General features: G+C 44.9%; 9 protein-coding genes. All 9 read left to right on the top strand.

Going from position 1 to position 13,569, the window contains the following annotated elements; all coding sequences use genetic code 11:
* Nucleotides 1–208: 208 nt before the first annotated feature.
* On the top strand, nucleotides 209–2,362 hold the full coding sequence (gene comA, locus SORDD25_RS05960) for a peptide cleavage/export ABC transporter ComA (protein WP_061853004.1): 2,154 nt from the start codon (nucleotides 209–211) through the stop codon (nucleotides 2,360–2,362).
* Between the two features lie 12 nt (nucleotides 2,363–2,374).
* On the top strand, nucleotides 2,375–3,724 hold the full coding sequence (comB, locus tag SORDD25_RS05965; RefSeq protein WP_061853005.1) for a competence pheromone export protein ComB: 1,350 nt from the start codon (nucleotides 2,375–2,377) through the stop codon (nucleotides 3,722–3,724).
* A gap of 169 nt (nucleotides 3,725–3,893) precedes the next feature.
* Entirely contained in the window at nucleotides 3,894–4,601 is a 708-nt protein-coding gene (gene purC / locus SORDD25_RS05970) for a phosphoribosylaminoimidazolesuccinocarboxamide synthase (protein WP_061853006.1), read from the top strand.
* 37 nt (nucleotides 4,602–4,638) lie between these two features.
* Nucleotides 4,639–8,364: a phosphoribosylformylglycinamidine synthase gene (locus SORDD25_RS05975; protein WP_061853007.1), complete on the top strand. Its 3,726-nt coding sequence runs from the start codon at nucleotides 4,639–4,641 to the stop codon at nucleotides 8,362–8,364.
* 12 nt (nucleotides 8,365–8,376) lie between these two features.
* Nucleotides 8,377–9,819: an amidophosphoribosyltransferase gene (gene purF, locus SORDD25_RS05980; RefSeq protein ID WP_061853008.1), complete on the top strand. Its 1,443-nt coding sequence runs from the start codon at nucleotides 8,377–8,379 to the stop codon at nucleotides 9,817–9,819.
* A 39-nt stretch (nucleotides 9,820–9,858) separates the two neighbouring features.
* A complete protein-coding gene (gene purM, locus SORDD25_RS05985) occupies nucleotides 9,859–10,881 on the top strand; it encodes a phosphoribosylformylglycinamidine cyclo-ligase (protein WP_061853065.1) in 1,023 nt (340 codons plus the stop codon).
* Complete coding sequence (gene purN / locus SORDD25_RS05990) at nucleotides 10,878–11,429, top strand: phosphoribosylglycinamide formyltransferase (protein ID WP_061853009.1); 552 nt, start codon at nucleotides 10,878–10,880, stop codon at nucleotides 11,427–11,429. The genes purM and purN overlap by 4 nt, the downstream gene beginning before the upstream one ends.
* Nucleotides 11,430–11,473: 44 nt before the next feature.
* Complete coding sequence (locus SORDD25_RS05995; RefSeq protein ID WP_061853010.1) at nucleotides 11,474–11,938, top strand: GNAT family N-acetyltransferase; 465 nt, start codon at nucleotides 11,474–11,476, stop codon at nucleotides 11,936–11,938.
* A gap of 1 nt (nucleotide 11,939) precedes the next feature.
* On the top strand, nucleotides 11,940–13,487 hold the full coding sequence (purH, locus tag SORDD25_RS06000) for a bifunctional phosphoribosylaminoimidazolecarboxamide formyltransferase/IMP cyclohydrolase (protein ID WP_061853011.1): 1,548 nt from the start codon (nucleotides 11,940–11,942) through the stop codon (nucleotides 13,485–13,487).
* Nucleotides 13,488–13,569 lie beyond the last annotated feature (82 nt).

Here is a 13,569-nt window from a genome sequence, read left to right on the forward strand (position 1 = left end):
TATTTCTAGACATTCATTTTTTAACGGTTACTTTAAACAGGCAGAACTTTTGTTCTGCTTTTTTACATTTAAATGATAGTTTATGCTTTTGAAAGTGCGTTTTAGGTGCAAAAATGGTTTATTTAGGAATGTTTTCCTGTTTTTATCCTTATTTGGTTAAAATAATCTTACAAATTTATAAAGAGATTATTAGAAAAAGGAGAAGGATATGAAATTTGGGAAAAGGCACTATCGTCCCCAGGTGGATCAGATGGATTGTGGCGTGGCTTCCTTGGCCATGGTATTTGGCTACTATGGTAGTTATTACTCCTTGGCTTATCTACGAGAACTAGCTAAGACGACTATGGATGGGACGACTGCTTTGGGTCTTGTAAAAGTGGCAGAGGAAATTGGTTTTGAAACGCGGGCTATCAAGGCGGATATGACGCTCTTTGATCTGCCTGATTTGACCTTTCCTTTTGTAGCCCATGTGCTCAAGGAAGGGAAATTGCTCCACTACTATGTGGTGATAGGTCAGGATAAAAAGCACATTCATATCGCTGATCCGGATCCTGGTGTCAAGCTGACTAAGATTTCCCGTGAGCGATTTGCGCAAGAATGGACAGGAGTCAGTCTCTTTATGGCTCCGTCTCCAGACTATAAACCTCATAAGGAGAAAAAACAGGGGCTCCTATCCTTCTTGCCAATCTTACTCAAACAGCGTGGATTGATTGCTAATATCGTCCTAGCGACTTTGTTGGTGACTTTGATCAATATCGTGGGTTCCTATTATCTCCAGTCTATCATTGACAGTTACGTACCAGATCAGATGCGTTCGACCTTGGGCATTATCTCAATAGGACTAGTCATCGTCTATATTCTCCAGCAGATTTTGTTCTATGCGCAGGAATACCTCTTACTTGTTCTGGGGCAACGGTTGTCAATTGACGTGATTTTATCCTACATCAAGCATGTTTTTCACCTGCCAATGTCCTTTTTCGCGACACGCAGGACAGGAGAAATCGTGTCTCGTTTTACAGATGCCAACAGTATCATCGACGCGCTAGCTTCGACCATTCTGTCGATTTTCCTAGATGTGTCGACGATTTTGATTATCTCGCTTGTCTTGTTTTCACAAAATATGACACTCTTTTTCATTAGTCTACTTGCGCTTCCCATCTATACAGTGATTATCTTTGCCTTTATGAAGCCTTTTGAAAAGATGAATCGGGACACTATGGAAGCCAATGCGGTTCTGTCTTCTTCTATCATCGAGGACATCAACGGTATTGAGACCATTAAGTCTTTGACCAGTGAAAGTTCACGCTATCAAAAGATTGATAAGGAATTTGTAGCTTATCTGAAAAAATCCTTTACCTACAGTCGAGCAGAAAGCCAGCAAAAGGCTCTGAAAAAAGTTGCCCAGCTCCTGCTTAATGTTGCCGTTCTCTGGATGGGAGCAGTTCTGGTCATGGATGGCAAGATGAGTTTGGGCCAGCTGATTACCTATAATACTTTGCTTGTTTACTTTACCAATCCTTTGGAAAATATCATCAACCTGCAAACCAAACTTCAGACAGCGCAGGTTGCCAATAACCGTCTGAACGAGGTCTATCTGGTAGCTTCGGAGTTTGAGGAGAAGAAAACGGTCGAAGATTTGAGCATGATGAAGGGAGATATGATTTTTAAGCAGGTTCACTATAAGTATGGCTATGGTCGTGACGTCTTGTCGGACATCAATTTGACCATTCCTCAAGGCTCTAAGGTAGCTTTTGTGGGGATTTCAGGATCAGGTAAGACCACCTTGGCCAAGATGATGGTTAATTTCTACGACCCTAGTCAGGGAGAGATTAGTCTGGGTGGTGTCAATCTCAATCAGATTGATAAAAAGGCCCTGCGCCAGTATATTAACTATTTGCCTCAACAGCCCTATGTCTTTAACGGAACGATTTTGGAGAATCTTCTCCTTGGAGCTAAGGAGGGGACGACTCAAGAGGATATCTTACGGGCGGTCGAATTGGCAGAGATTCGGGAGGACATTGAGCGCATGCCACTGAATTACCAGACAGAATTAACTTCGGATGGAGCTGGAATTTCTGGTGGGCAACGGCAGAGAATTGCTCTGGCGCGTGCTCTTTTAACGGATGCGCCTGTTCTGATATTGGACGAGGCGACCAGCAGTCTGGATATCTTGACAGAGAAGCGGATCGTGGATAATCTCATGACACTAGACAAGACCCTTATTTTCATCGCCCACCGCTTGACAATTGCTGAGCGGACAGAGAAGGTTGTTGTCTTGGATCAGGGCAAGATTGTCGAAGAAGGCAACCATGCAGACTTGCTTGCACAGGATGGCTTTTACGCCCATTTGGTAAATAGCTAGAAAGAGGAGAGGATGAAACCAGAATTTTTAGAAAGTGCGGAGTTTTATAATCGTCGTTATCATAATTTTTCCAGTCGGGTGATTTTACCTATGTCACTTCTGTTCGTGTTTTTACTAGGATTTGCAGTTTTTGCAGAGAAGGAGATTAGTTTGTCTACCCGAGCGACTGTCGAACCTAGTCGGATCATTGCCAATATCCAGTCGACTAGCAATCAACGCATTGTGGGCAACTATCTGGAAGAAAACAAGTTGGTCAAGCAGGGGGAACTACTCGTTCAGTACCAGCAAGGGGCGGAGGCTGTCCAGGTCGAAGCATACGCCAGTCAATTGGAGATGCTAAAGGATCAAAAAAAGCAGTTGGGGTATTTGCAATCCAGTTTGAAAGAGGGGAGTGATCAATTTCCAGAGGCGGATAAGTTTGGTTACCAGGAGATGTTTCGAGATTATCTCAGCCAAGCGAATGGTCTAAGAAGTAATGTTTCTCAACAAAATGCCAGCATTTCTTCTCAAAATGCGGCAGCAAGTCAGAGTCAGGCTGAGATTGGCAATCTTATCAGTCAAACAGAGGATAAAATCCGAGACTACAAAACAGCTAAGTCAGCGATTGAAAAGGGAGATCAACTGGATAGTCAGAATCCAGCCTACTCTTTTTACCAGACCTATAAAAATCAAGGTGAAGAAGATCCGCAAGCTAAATCGCAAGTTATTGCGCAAGTGGATGCACAAATTGCCCAGCTAGAGTCTAGTCTAGCTACGTATCGTGTACAGTATGCGGGTTCTGGAGCTCAACAGGCCCACGCAACGGGACTGGATAGTCAACTGGAATCGCTCAAGTCTCAGCACTTAGTCAAAGTCGGTCAGGAATTAACTCTTTTGGATCAGAAAATTTTAGAAGCAGAGTCGGGTAAGAAAGTCCAGGGAGGTCTCCTAGATAAGGGGAAGATTACAGCAAGTGAGGATGGGGTACTTCACCTTAATCCTGAGACTAGTGAATCTACGATGGCTGCAGAAGGGACTCTGCTAGCCCAACTCTACCCAGCCTTGGAAAGAGAAGGCAAAACTAAACTCACGGCTTATCTCAGTTCAAAAGATGTTGCTAGAGTCAAGATTGGGGACTCTGTTCGTTATACTACAACTAATGATGCGAAGAATCAAATTTTCCTGAATTCCACGATTACAAGTATCGATGCGACAGCTACAAAGACTGAACAAGGAAATTTCTTTAAAATCGAGGCGGAGACTAATTTAACCTCAGAGCAGGCTGAAAAACTTCGTTATGGTTTAGAAGGCCGCCTGCAGATGATTACGGGAAAGAAAAGCTATCTCCGTTATTTTTGGGATCAATTTTTGAATAAAGGGTAATATTCGTGTTTTTCAGAGGATAAATGATTTTAAAACTGTAAGAAGAGCCTATCTTACAGTTTTTCTTTACGCTTGAAATGGGAAAATGTTACTTATTCGTAAAAAACCTTGAATTTTTCATGCTTTTGTGGTAGAATGTGCTCAAGTAAAACGAAAGGCGAACTTTAAAATGTCAAAACAACTGATCTATTCGGGAAAAGCCAAGGATATCTATACAACTGAGGATGAAAATCTCATTATTTCAACTTACAAGGACCAGGCAACTGCCTTCAACGGAGTCAAGAAGGAGCAGATTGCGGGCAAGGGAGTCTTGAATAATCAGATTTCATCTTTTATTTTTGAGAAATTAAATGCGGCTGGTGTAGCGACTCACTTTGTGGAGAAAATTTCGGACACGGAACAACTCAATAAAAAGGTTGAGATTATTCCTTTGGAAGTTGTGCTCCGCAACTACACGGCTGGTTCCTTTTCAAAACGTTTTGGCGTAGAAGAAGGTATCGCATTTGAGACTCCAATTGTCGAATTTTACTATAAAAATGATGATTTGGATGATCCCTTTATCAATGACGAGCATGTGAAATTCCTTAAAATTGCGGATGACCAGCAGATTGCTTACTTGAAGGAAGAAACCCGTCGTATCAATGAGCTCTTGAAAGCTTGGTTTACTGAGATTGGCCTTAAATTGATTGACTTTAAGCTAGAGTTTGGTTTTGACAAGGATGGTAAGATTATCTTGGCAGACGAGTTTTCACCAGATAACTGCCGTTTGTGGGATGCAGATGGCAACCACATGGATAAGGATGTTTTCCGTAGGGGATTGGGAGAACTAACTGATGTTTACGAGATTGTCTGGGAGAAATTGCAGGGTTTGAAATAATCTATTTGCAAGAGCTGAAATAAAGGAATAAGAATTGATGGATAAACGTATTTTTGTTGAAAAAAAGGCTGATTTTCAGGTCAAGTCAGAGAGTTTGGTAAGGGAGCTCCAGCACAACTTGGGACTTTCAACTTTGAAAAGTATTCGCATTGTGCAGGTTTATGATGTCTTTGATTTGGCAGAGGACTTGTTTGCGCCTGCGGAAAAACACATCTTCTCTGAGCAGGTGACGGATCATGTCTTGGACGAAGCGGCCGTGCAAGCGGATCTTGCCAACTATGCTTTCTTTGCCATTGAAAGCCTGCCTGGTCAATTTGACCAGCGTGCAGCTTCTTCACAGGAAGCCTTGCTTTTACTGGGAAGTTCAAGTGATGTAACAGTCAACACAGCCCAGCTTTACTTGGTCAACAAGGATATTGATGCGACTGAGTTGGAAGCAGTCAAGAACTACTTGCTCAACCCAGTTGATTCTCGTTTCAAGGACATCACGACAGGGATTGCCAAGCAGGAATTTTCAGAGTCGGACAAGACCATTCCTAAATTGACTTTCTTTGAAAGTTATACGGCAGAAGACTTTGCTCGCTACAAGGCCGAGCAAGGGATGGCAATGGAAGTGGATGATTTGCTCTTTATCCAAGACTATTTCAAGTCAATCGGGCGCGTGCCAACTGAGACTGAGCTCAAGGTGTTGGATACCTACTGGTCTGACCACTGCCGTCACACGACTTTTGAGACTGAGTTGAAACACATTGATTTCTCAGCTTCTAAATTCCAAAAGCAATTGCAAGCGACTTATGACAAGTATATTGCCATGCGTGATGAACTAGGTCGGTCTGAAAAGCCACAAACCTTGATGGATATGGCGACTATTTTTGGTCGTTATGAGCGTGCTAATGGGCGTTTGGACGACATGGAAGTGTCAGACGAAATCAATGCCTGCTCGGTTGAAATCGAAGTGGACGTTGATGGTGTCAAGGAACCTTGGCTGCTTATGTTCAAAAACGAAACCCACAACCACCCAACGGAAATTGAACCATTTGGTGGCGCGGCTACTTGTATCGGTGGGGCTATTCGTGACCCATTGTCAGGCCGTTCCTACGTTTACCAAGCTATGCGTATCTCAGGTGCTGGTGATATTACAGCTCCGATTTCAGAAACGCGCGCTGGGAAATTGCCACAACAAGTCATTTCGAAGACAGCGGCTCATGGTTATTCTTCGTATGGTAACCAAATTGGTCTGGCGACGACTTACGTTCGTGAGTACTTCCACCCAGGCTTTGTAGCTAAACGCATGGAGCTAGGTGCCGTTGTTGGTGCTGCTCCTAAGGAAAATGTAGTCCGTGAAAAACCGGAAGCCGGCGATGTGATTATCTTGCTCGGTGGTAAGACTGGACGTGATGGTGTTGGTGGTGCAACAGGGTCCTCTAAGGTTCAAACAGTTGAGTCTGTGGAAACTGCTGGTGCTGAGGTTCAAAAAGGGAATGCCATCGAAGAGCGCAAGATACAACGCCTTTTCCGTAATGGCGATGTCACTCGTCTCATTAAGAAATCCAACGACTTTGGAGCAGGTGGTGTCTGTGTGGCCATCGGTGAATTAGCAGACGGTCTTGAAATCGACCTTAACAAGGTTCCTCTGAAATACCAAGGCTTGAATGGTACAGAAATTGCTATCTCTGAATCTCAAGAACGGATGGCAGTTGTGGTGCGTCCTGAAGACGTAGATGCCTTCGTTGCAGAATGTAATAAAGAAAATATTGACGCTGTTGTCGTCGCAACAGTGACTGAAAAACCAAATCTTGTCATGCACTGGAATGGTGAAACGATTGTTGACTTGGAACGTCGTTTTCTTGATACCAACGGTGTGCGCGTAGTCGTTGATGCCAAGGTGGTAGACAAGGATGTCGCACTTCCAGAAGAACGCACAACCAATGCTGACACACTTGAAGCAGATACCCTTGCAGTTCTGTCTGACCTCAACCATGCAAGTCAAAAAGGCTTGCAGACCATCTTTGACTGCTCGGTCGGTCGTTCAACGGTCAATCACCCACTTGGTGGTCGCTACCAACTCACACCAACTGAGGCATCTGTGCAGAAATTGCCAGTTCAGCACGGTGTGACTCACACTGCGTCTGTCATGGCGCAAGGATTTAACCCTTATGTAGCAGAATGGTCTCCATACCACGGAGCTGCTTATGCGGTTATCGAAGCAACTGCTCGTTTAGTGACTACTGGTGCAAACTGGTCCAAGGCTCGCTTCTCTTACCAAGAGTATTTTGAGCGGATGGACAAACAAGCTGAGCGTTTTGGTCAGCCAGTAGCAGCTCTTCTAGGTTCTATCGAAGCACAAATCCAACTTGGTTTGCCATCTATCGGTGGTAAGGACTCTATGTCTGGTACTTTTGAAGAATTAACCGTACCACCAACCTTGGTTGCCTTTGGGGTGACGACGGCAGATAGCCGTAAGGTGCTTTCTCCTGAGTTCAAGACTGCTGGTGAAAACATCTACTACATCCCAGGTCAAGCCCTCTCTGCAGAGATTGATTTTGATTTGATTAAGTCTAACTTTGCTCACTTTGAAGCCATCCAAGCTGGACACAAAGTAACATCTGCATCAGCTGTTAAATACGGAGGTGTCCTTGAAAGCTTGGCACTTGCTACCTTTGGAAATCATATCGGTGCAGAGGTGACCTTGCCTGAACTTGAAACAGCCTTGACAGCTCAATTAGGCGGATTTGTCTTCACATCTCCTGAAGAAATCGCTGGAGTAGAGAAGATTGGACAAACGAAAGCAGACTTTACACTCGTTGTCAACGGTGTGAAGCTAGATGGACAGAAACTTGACAGTGCCTTCCAAGGAAAATTGGAAGAAGTTTACCCAACAGAATTTACCCAAGCTAAAGAATTGGCTGAAGTTCCAGCTATCGCTTCTGACGCAGTCGTCAAAACCAAGGAAACTATTGAAAAACCTGTAGTTTACATCCCAGTCTTCCCAGGAACCAACTCAGAATATGATTCAGCAAAGGCCTTCGAAAAAGAAGGTGCAGAGGTTAACTTGGTGCCATTTGTGACCTTGAATGAAGAAGCCATTGTCAAGTCAGTTGAAACCATGGTTGACAATATTATCAAGGCTAACATCCTCTTCTTTGCAGGTGGCTTCTCAGCTGCGGATGAGCCGGATGGATCAGCTAAATTTATCGTCAATATCCTGCTCAATGAAAAAGTTCGTGTAGCCATTGATGGCTTTATCGCTCGTGGAGGTTTGATCATTGGTATCTGTAATGGGTTCCAGGCCTTGGTCAAATCAGGTCTTCTTCCATACGGAAACTTTGAGGATGCTAATAGTACTAGTCCAACCCTTTTCTACAATGATGCCAACCAGCACGTGGCCAAGATGGTGGAAACTCGAATTGCCAATACCAACTCACCATGGTTGGCTGGAGTGCAAGTGGGCGATATCCATGCCATCCCAGTATCGCACGGTGAAGGGAAGTTTGTCGTGACGGCTGAGGAATTTGCAGAGCTCCGCGACAATGGTCAAATCTTTAGCCAATACGTTGACTTTGACGGCAAACCAAGTATGGATTCTAAGTACAATCCAAATGGTTCTGTAAATGCCATCGAAGGAATTACTAGCAAGAATGGTCAAATCATCGGTAAGATGGGACACTCAGAACGTTATGAAGACGGTCTCTTCCAAAACATCCCAGGAAATAAAGACCAGCACCTGTTTGCATCAGCTGTACGTTATTTCACAGGGAAATAAAAGGTATAAAAAATGACATACGAAGTAAAATCTCTTAATGAAGAATGTGGTGTTTTCGGTATCTGGGGACATCCAGATGCTGCTAAATTGACCTATTTTGGGCTCCACAGTCTTCAGCACCGTGGTCAGGAGGGGGCAGGAATCCTCTCCAATGATCAGGGGCAATTGAAGCGTCATCGTGATATGGGACTTTTATCAGAAGTGTTCAGAAATCCAGCTAATTTGGATAAACTGACTGGAGCGAGCGCGATTGGGCATGTTCGTTATGCGACTGCTGGCGAAGCTTCTGTAGATAATATCCAGCCCTTTCTCTTCCGCTTTCACGATATGCAGTTTGGACTTGCTCACAACGGAAACTTGACCAATGCCGAATCGCTCAAGAAAGAATTGGAACAAAGAGGAGCTATTTTCAGTTCAACTTCGGACTCGGAAATCTTGGCCCACCTCATTCGTCGGAGTCACAATCCGAACTTGATGGGCAAAATCAAAGAGGCGCTCAGTCTCGTCAAAGGTGGATTTGCTTATATCCTGCTGTTTGAGGACAAGTTGATTGCGGCGCTTGATCCTAATGGTTTCCGTCCACTTTCTATTGGGAAAATGGCAAACGGAGCGGTAGTCGTTTCGTCTGAAACCTGTGCTTTTGAAGTCATTGGTGCTGAGTGGATTCGTGATGTGAAACCAGGAGAGATTGTAATCGTAGATGACAATGGGATTCAGTATGATAGCTATATAAATGATACCCAGTTGGCGATTTGTTCTATGGAGTATATCTACTTTGCCCGCCCTGACTCTAACATTCATGGGGTCAATGTCCATACAGCTCGCAAACGCATGGGGGCTCAATTGGCGCGTGAATTTAAGCACGAAGCGGATATCGTAGTCGGTGTGCCAAATTCCTCGCTCAGCGCAGCCATGGGATTTGCAGAAGAATCTGGTCTGCCAAATGAAATGGGACTGATCAAAAACCAATACACGCAACGCACCTTTATCCAACCGACTCAAGAATTGCGAGAGCAAGGGGTGCGGATGAAACTGTCTGCTGTTTCGGGTGTTGTCAAAGGCAAACGTGTGGTGATGATTGATGATTCTATTGTTCGTGGGACAACCTCTCGCCGTATCGTTCAGCTTTTGAAAGAAGCAGGTGCGTCTGAGGTTCATGTTGCCATTGGAAGTCCTGCGCTAGCTTATCCATGCTTCTATGGGATTGATATCCAGACGCGTCAGGAGTTGATTGCTGCCAATCATACGGTTGAAGAAACTCGCCAAATCATTGGCGCAGATAGTCTGACCTATCTTTCGATTGATGGCTTGATTGAATCCATTGGGATTGAAACAGATGCACCGAATGGTGGTCTCTGTGTCGCTTATTTTGATGGGGACTACCCAACTCCTCTCTACGACTATGAGGAAGAATATCGTAGAAGCTTGGGGGATAAGACCAGTTTTTACAAATAAGACGGATAAAGACTCTCCATGAAAGGAAAGGAAGAGAAGATGACAAATAAAAATGCTTATGCGCAATCTGGTGTAGATGTTGAAGCAGGTTATGAAGTTGTTGAGCGGATCAAAAAGCACGTGGCTCGTACGGAGCGTGCAGGTGTCATGGGAGCTCTTGGTGGCTTTGGTGGCATGTTTGATCTTTCAAAAGCAGGTGTCAAAGAGCCTGTCTTGATCTCAGGGACTGACGGTGTCGGAACCAAGCTCATGCTGGCTATCAAGTACGACAAGCATGACACGATTGGGCAGGACTGTGTAGCCATGTGTGTCAATGATATCATCGCTGCAGGTGCGGAGCCCCTCTATTTCCTCGACTATGTGGCGACAGGGAAGAATGAACCAGCTAAACTAGAACAAGTGGTTGCTGGTGTGGCAGAAGGTTGTGTGCAGGCTGGTGCTGCCCTCATCGGTGGTGAAACGGCTGAAATGCCTGGTATGTACGGCGAAGATGACTACGACTTGGCTGGATTTGCGGTCGGTGTGGCTGAAAAATCTCAAATCATTGACGGTTCAAAGGTGGCAGAAGGTGATGTTCTTCTCGGACTTGCTTCAAGTGGGATTCACTCAAATGGTTACTCACTTGTTCGTCGTGTCTTTGCCGACTACACAGGCGAAGAAGTCTTGCCTGGGTTGGAAGGCAAAAAGCTGAAAGATGTCCTTTTGGAACCAACTCGTATCTACGTTAAAGCTGTTTTGCCACTCATCAAGGAAGGTTTGGTTCATGGGATTGCCCACATCACAGGTGGTGGCTTTATCGAAAATGTCCCTCGCATGTTTGCAGCTGACTTGGCTGCTGAGATTGAGGAAAGCAAGGTTCCAGTTCTTCCAATTTTCAAAGCCCTTGAAAAATACGGTCAGATCAAGCATGAAGAAATGTTTGAAATCTTCAATATGGGCGTAGGACTCATGTTGGCAGTTAGCCCTGAAAATGTAGATCGTGTCAAAGAATTGCTGGATGAACCAGTCTATGAAATTGGTCGCATCGTCACGAAAGAAAACGAAAGTGTCATCATCAAATGAAAAAAATAGCGGTTTTTGCCTCTGGTAATGGCTCAAACTTTCAGGTGATTGCTGAAGAGTTTCCAGTGGAGTTTGTCTTTTCAGACCATCGTGATGCCTATGTGCTCGAGCGTGCAGGAAAGCTCGGCGTCCTGTCCTATGTTTTTGAACTCAAGGAATTTGAGAACAAGGCGGACTACGAAGCAGCTCTTGTCGAAATTTTGGAAGAACACCAAATTGACTTGGTTTGTCTCGCAGGCTACATGAAAATCGTTGGGCCAACCTTACTGGCAGCTTATGAAGGTCGTATCATCAACATTCATCCAGCCTACCTGCCAGAATTTCCAGGAGCTCATGGGATTGAGGACGCTTGGAATGCTGGCGTAGACCTGTCTGGCGTGACCATTCACTGGGTGGATTCGGGTGTGGATACAGGCAAGGTCATCAAACAAGTCCGTGTGCCACGGCTATCTGATGATACCATCGAAAGCTTTGAAGCTCGCATTCATGAGACTGAGTACAAGTTGTATCCAGAGGTGCTGGATAGCTTGGGAGTGGAGAGAAGGTAAGAAGTAAATCAAGTTTTGATTGCGCAATCTTACTAGGAGAAAAAATGATTGAACTGAAATTAGTAGATGAGAGCAGTTTTCAGGCAGTGCTGGATTTGAAAATATCTGAAGCTGATGAACGAGCACGTTTCGTGGCTCCAAATGTACGCTCTTTAGCTGATGCATGGCTCTACCGGAAAAACGAAGATGTGTTTCCGATGGCAATCTATTGGGATAAGCAAGTGGTTGGCTTTCTCCTGCTGGAAATAGACAAGGATGAAGCGGAATACTTTATCTGGCGGATAATGATTGGTCAGCAGTACCAAGGAAGAGGTTATGGTCGAAAAGCCTTGGAAGTTCTAATCAAAGAGGCTCAGATGGATAGAGCTTGCAGTCATATTACCGCAGATTATGTGGTTGGAAATGAAAAAATGAAGTACCTGTTGACTAGTCTGGGTTTTCAGGAAACAGGATTTATAGAAGAAAATAACGAAGTCGCTATGCGCTTGGATCTAAAGAAAGAGGAATAGAATGACGAAAAAGGCCTTAATCAGCGTCTCAGACAAAGCGGGCATTGTTGAATTTGCCCAAGAGCTTAAAAAATTAGGTTGGGATATCATCTCGACGGGTGGAACCAAGGTTGCCCTTGACAATGCTGGGGTGGAGACCATTGCGATCGATGATGTGACGGGCTTCCCAGAGATGATGGATGGCCGTGTTAAGACCCTTCATCCAAATATCCACGGTGGGCTCCTCGCTCGTCGTGACTTGGATAGCCACCTTCAAGCAGCCAAGGACAATCAAATCGAGCTTATCGACCTTGTAGTGGTCAACCTTTATCCTTTCAAGGAAACCATTCTCAAACCAGACGTGACGTACGCTGATGCGGTGGAGAATATCGATATCGGTGGGCCATCTATGCTTCGTTCGGCAGCGAAGAACCATGCCAGCGTGACAGTTGTGGTAGATCCTGCGGACTATTCAGTGGTGCTTGACGAATTGTCGGCAAACGGCGAAACCTCTTATGAAACTCGCCAACGTTTAGCAGCCAAAGTATTTCGTCACACAGCAGCTTACGATGCCTTGATTGCAGAATACTTCACAGCTCAAGTGGGTGAAAGCAAACCTGAAAAACTCACTCTGACTTATGACCTTAAACAAGCTATGCGTTACGGTGAAAACCCTCAACAAGATGCAGACTTCTATCAAAAAGCCTTGCCAACGGATTACTCCATTGCATCAGCGAAACAGCTCAACGGTAAGGAATTGTCTTTCAACAATATTCGCGATGCAGACGCGGCTATCCGTATTATTCGCGATTTCAAAGAACGTCCAACCGTTGTGGCTCTCAAACACATGAACCCGTGCGGTATCGGTCAAGCTGATGACATTGAAACTGCTTGGGACTATGCTTATGAGTCTGACCCAGTGTCTATTTTTGGTGGAATTATCGTTCTCAACCGTGAGGTGGATGCTGCGACTGCTGAGAAGATGCACGGCGTTTTCCTCGAGATCATCATCGCACCAAGCTATACGGATGAAGCGCTAGCTATTTTGACCAATAAAAAGAAAAACTTGCGTATCCTTGCCTTGCCATTTGATGCCCAAGACGCTAGTGAAGTGGAAGCAGAATACACAGGTGTTGTCGGTGGACTCCTCGTTCAAAACCAAGACGTTGTCAAAGAGAGCCCAGCTGACTGGCAAGTGGTGACCAAACGCCAGCCAACCGAGACAGAAGCGACAGCTCTTGAGTTCGCTTGGAAGGCTATCAAGTATGTCAAATCAAACGGTATCATCATCACCAACGACCACATGACGCTGGGTGTCGGCCCAGGTCAAACTAACCGTGTGGCCTCTGTTCGTATCGCCATTGACCAAGCTAAAGACCGTCTTGACGGTGCTGTTCTTGCTTCAGATGCCTTTTTCCCATTTGCGGATAATGTGGAAGAAATCGCAAAAGCAGGTATCAAGGCCATCATCCAGCCAGGTGGATCCGTCCGTGACCAAGAGTCTATCGAAGCCGCTGACAAATATGGCTTGACTATGGTCTTCACAGGAGTGAGACATTTTAGACATTAAAAAACAAAAGGGAGGAAAACAGTTTCTTTCCTTTTTTGCGTAAAAACGCGGAGCAAAACAAGATTAAAACGAACGTTTATGT

The organism is Streptococcus oralis (assembly GCF_001579525.1).
GTDB classification, from domain to species: domain Bacteria; phylum Bacillota; class Bacilli; order Lactobacillales; family Streptococcaceae; genus Streptococcus; species Streptococcus oralis_M.

Excerpts from the sequence above, each read along its gene's own strand:
- comA (WP_061853004.1), top strand. The coding sequence starts at position 209 with ATGAAATTTGGGAAAAGGCACTATCGTCCCCAGGTGGATCAGATGGAT.
- comB (WP_061853005.1), top strand. The coding sequence starts at position 2,375 with ATGAAACCAGAATTTTTAGAAAGTGCGGAGTTTTATAATCGTCGTTAT.
- purC (WP_061853006.1), top strand. The coding sequence starts at position 3,894 with ATGTCAAAACAACTGATCTATTCGGGAAAAGCCAAGGATATCTATACA.
- SORDD25_RS05975 (WP_061853007.1), top strand. The coding sequence starts at position 4,639 with ATGGATAAACGTATTTTTGTTGAAAAAAAGGCTGATTTTCAGGTCAAG.
- purF (WP_061853008.1), top strand. The coding sequence starts at position 8,377 with ATGACATACGAAGTAAAATCTCTTAATGAAGAATGTGGTGTTTTCGGT.
- purM (WP_061853065.1), top strand. The coding sequence starts at position 9,859 with ATGACAAATAAAAATGCTTATGCGCAATCTGGTGTAGATGTTGAAGCA.
- purN (WP_061853009.1), top strand. The coding sequence starts at position 10,878 with ATGAAAAAAATAGCGGTTTTTGCCTCTGGTAATGGCTCAAACTTTCAG.
- SORDD25_RS05995 (WP_061853010.1), top strand. The coding sequence starts at position 11,474 with ATGATTGAACTGAAATTAGTAGATGAGAGCAGTTTTCAGGCAGTGCTG.
- purH (WP_061853011.1), top strand. The coding sequence starts at position 11,940 with ATGACGAAAAAGGCCTTAATCAGCGTCTCAGACAAAGCGGGCATTGTT.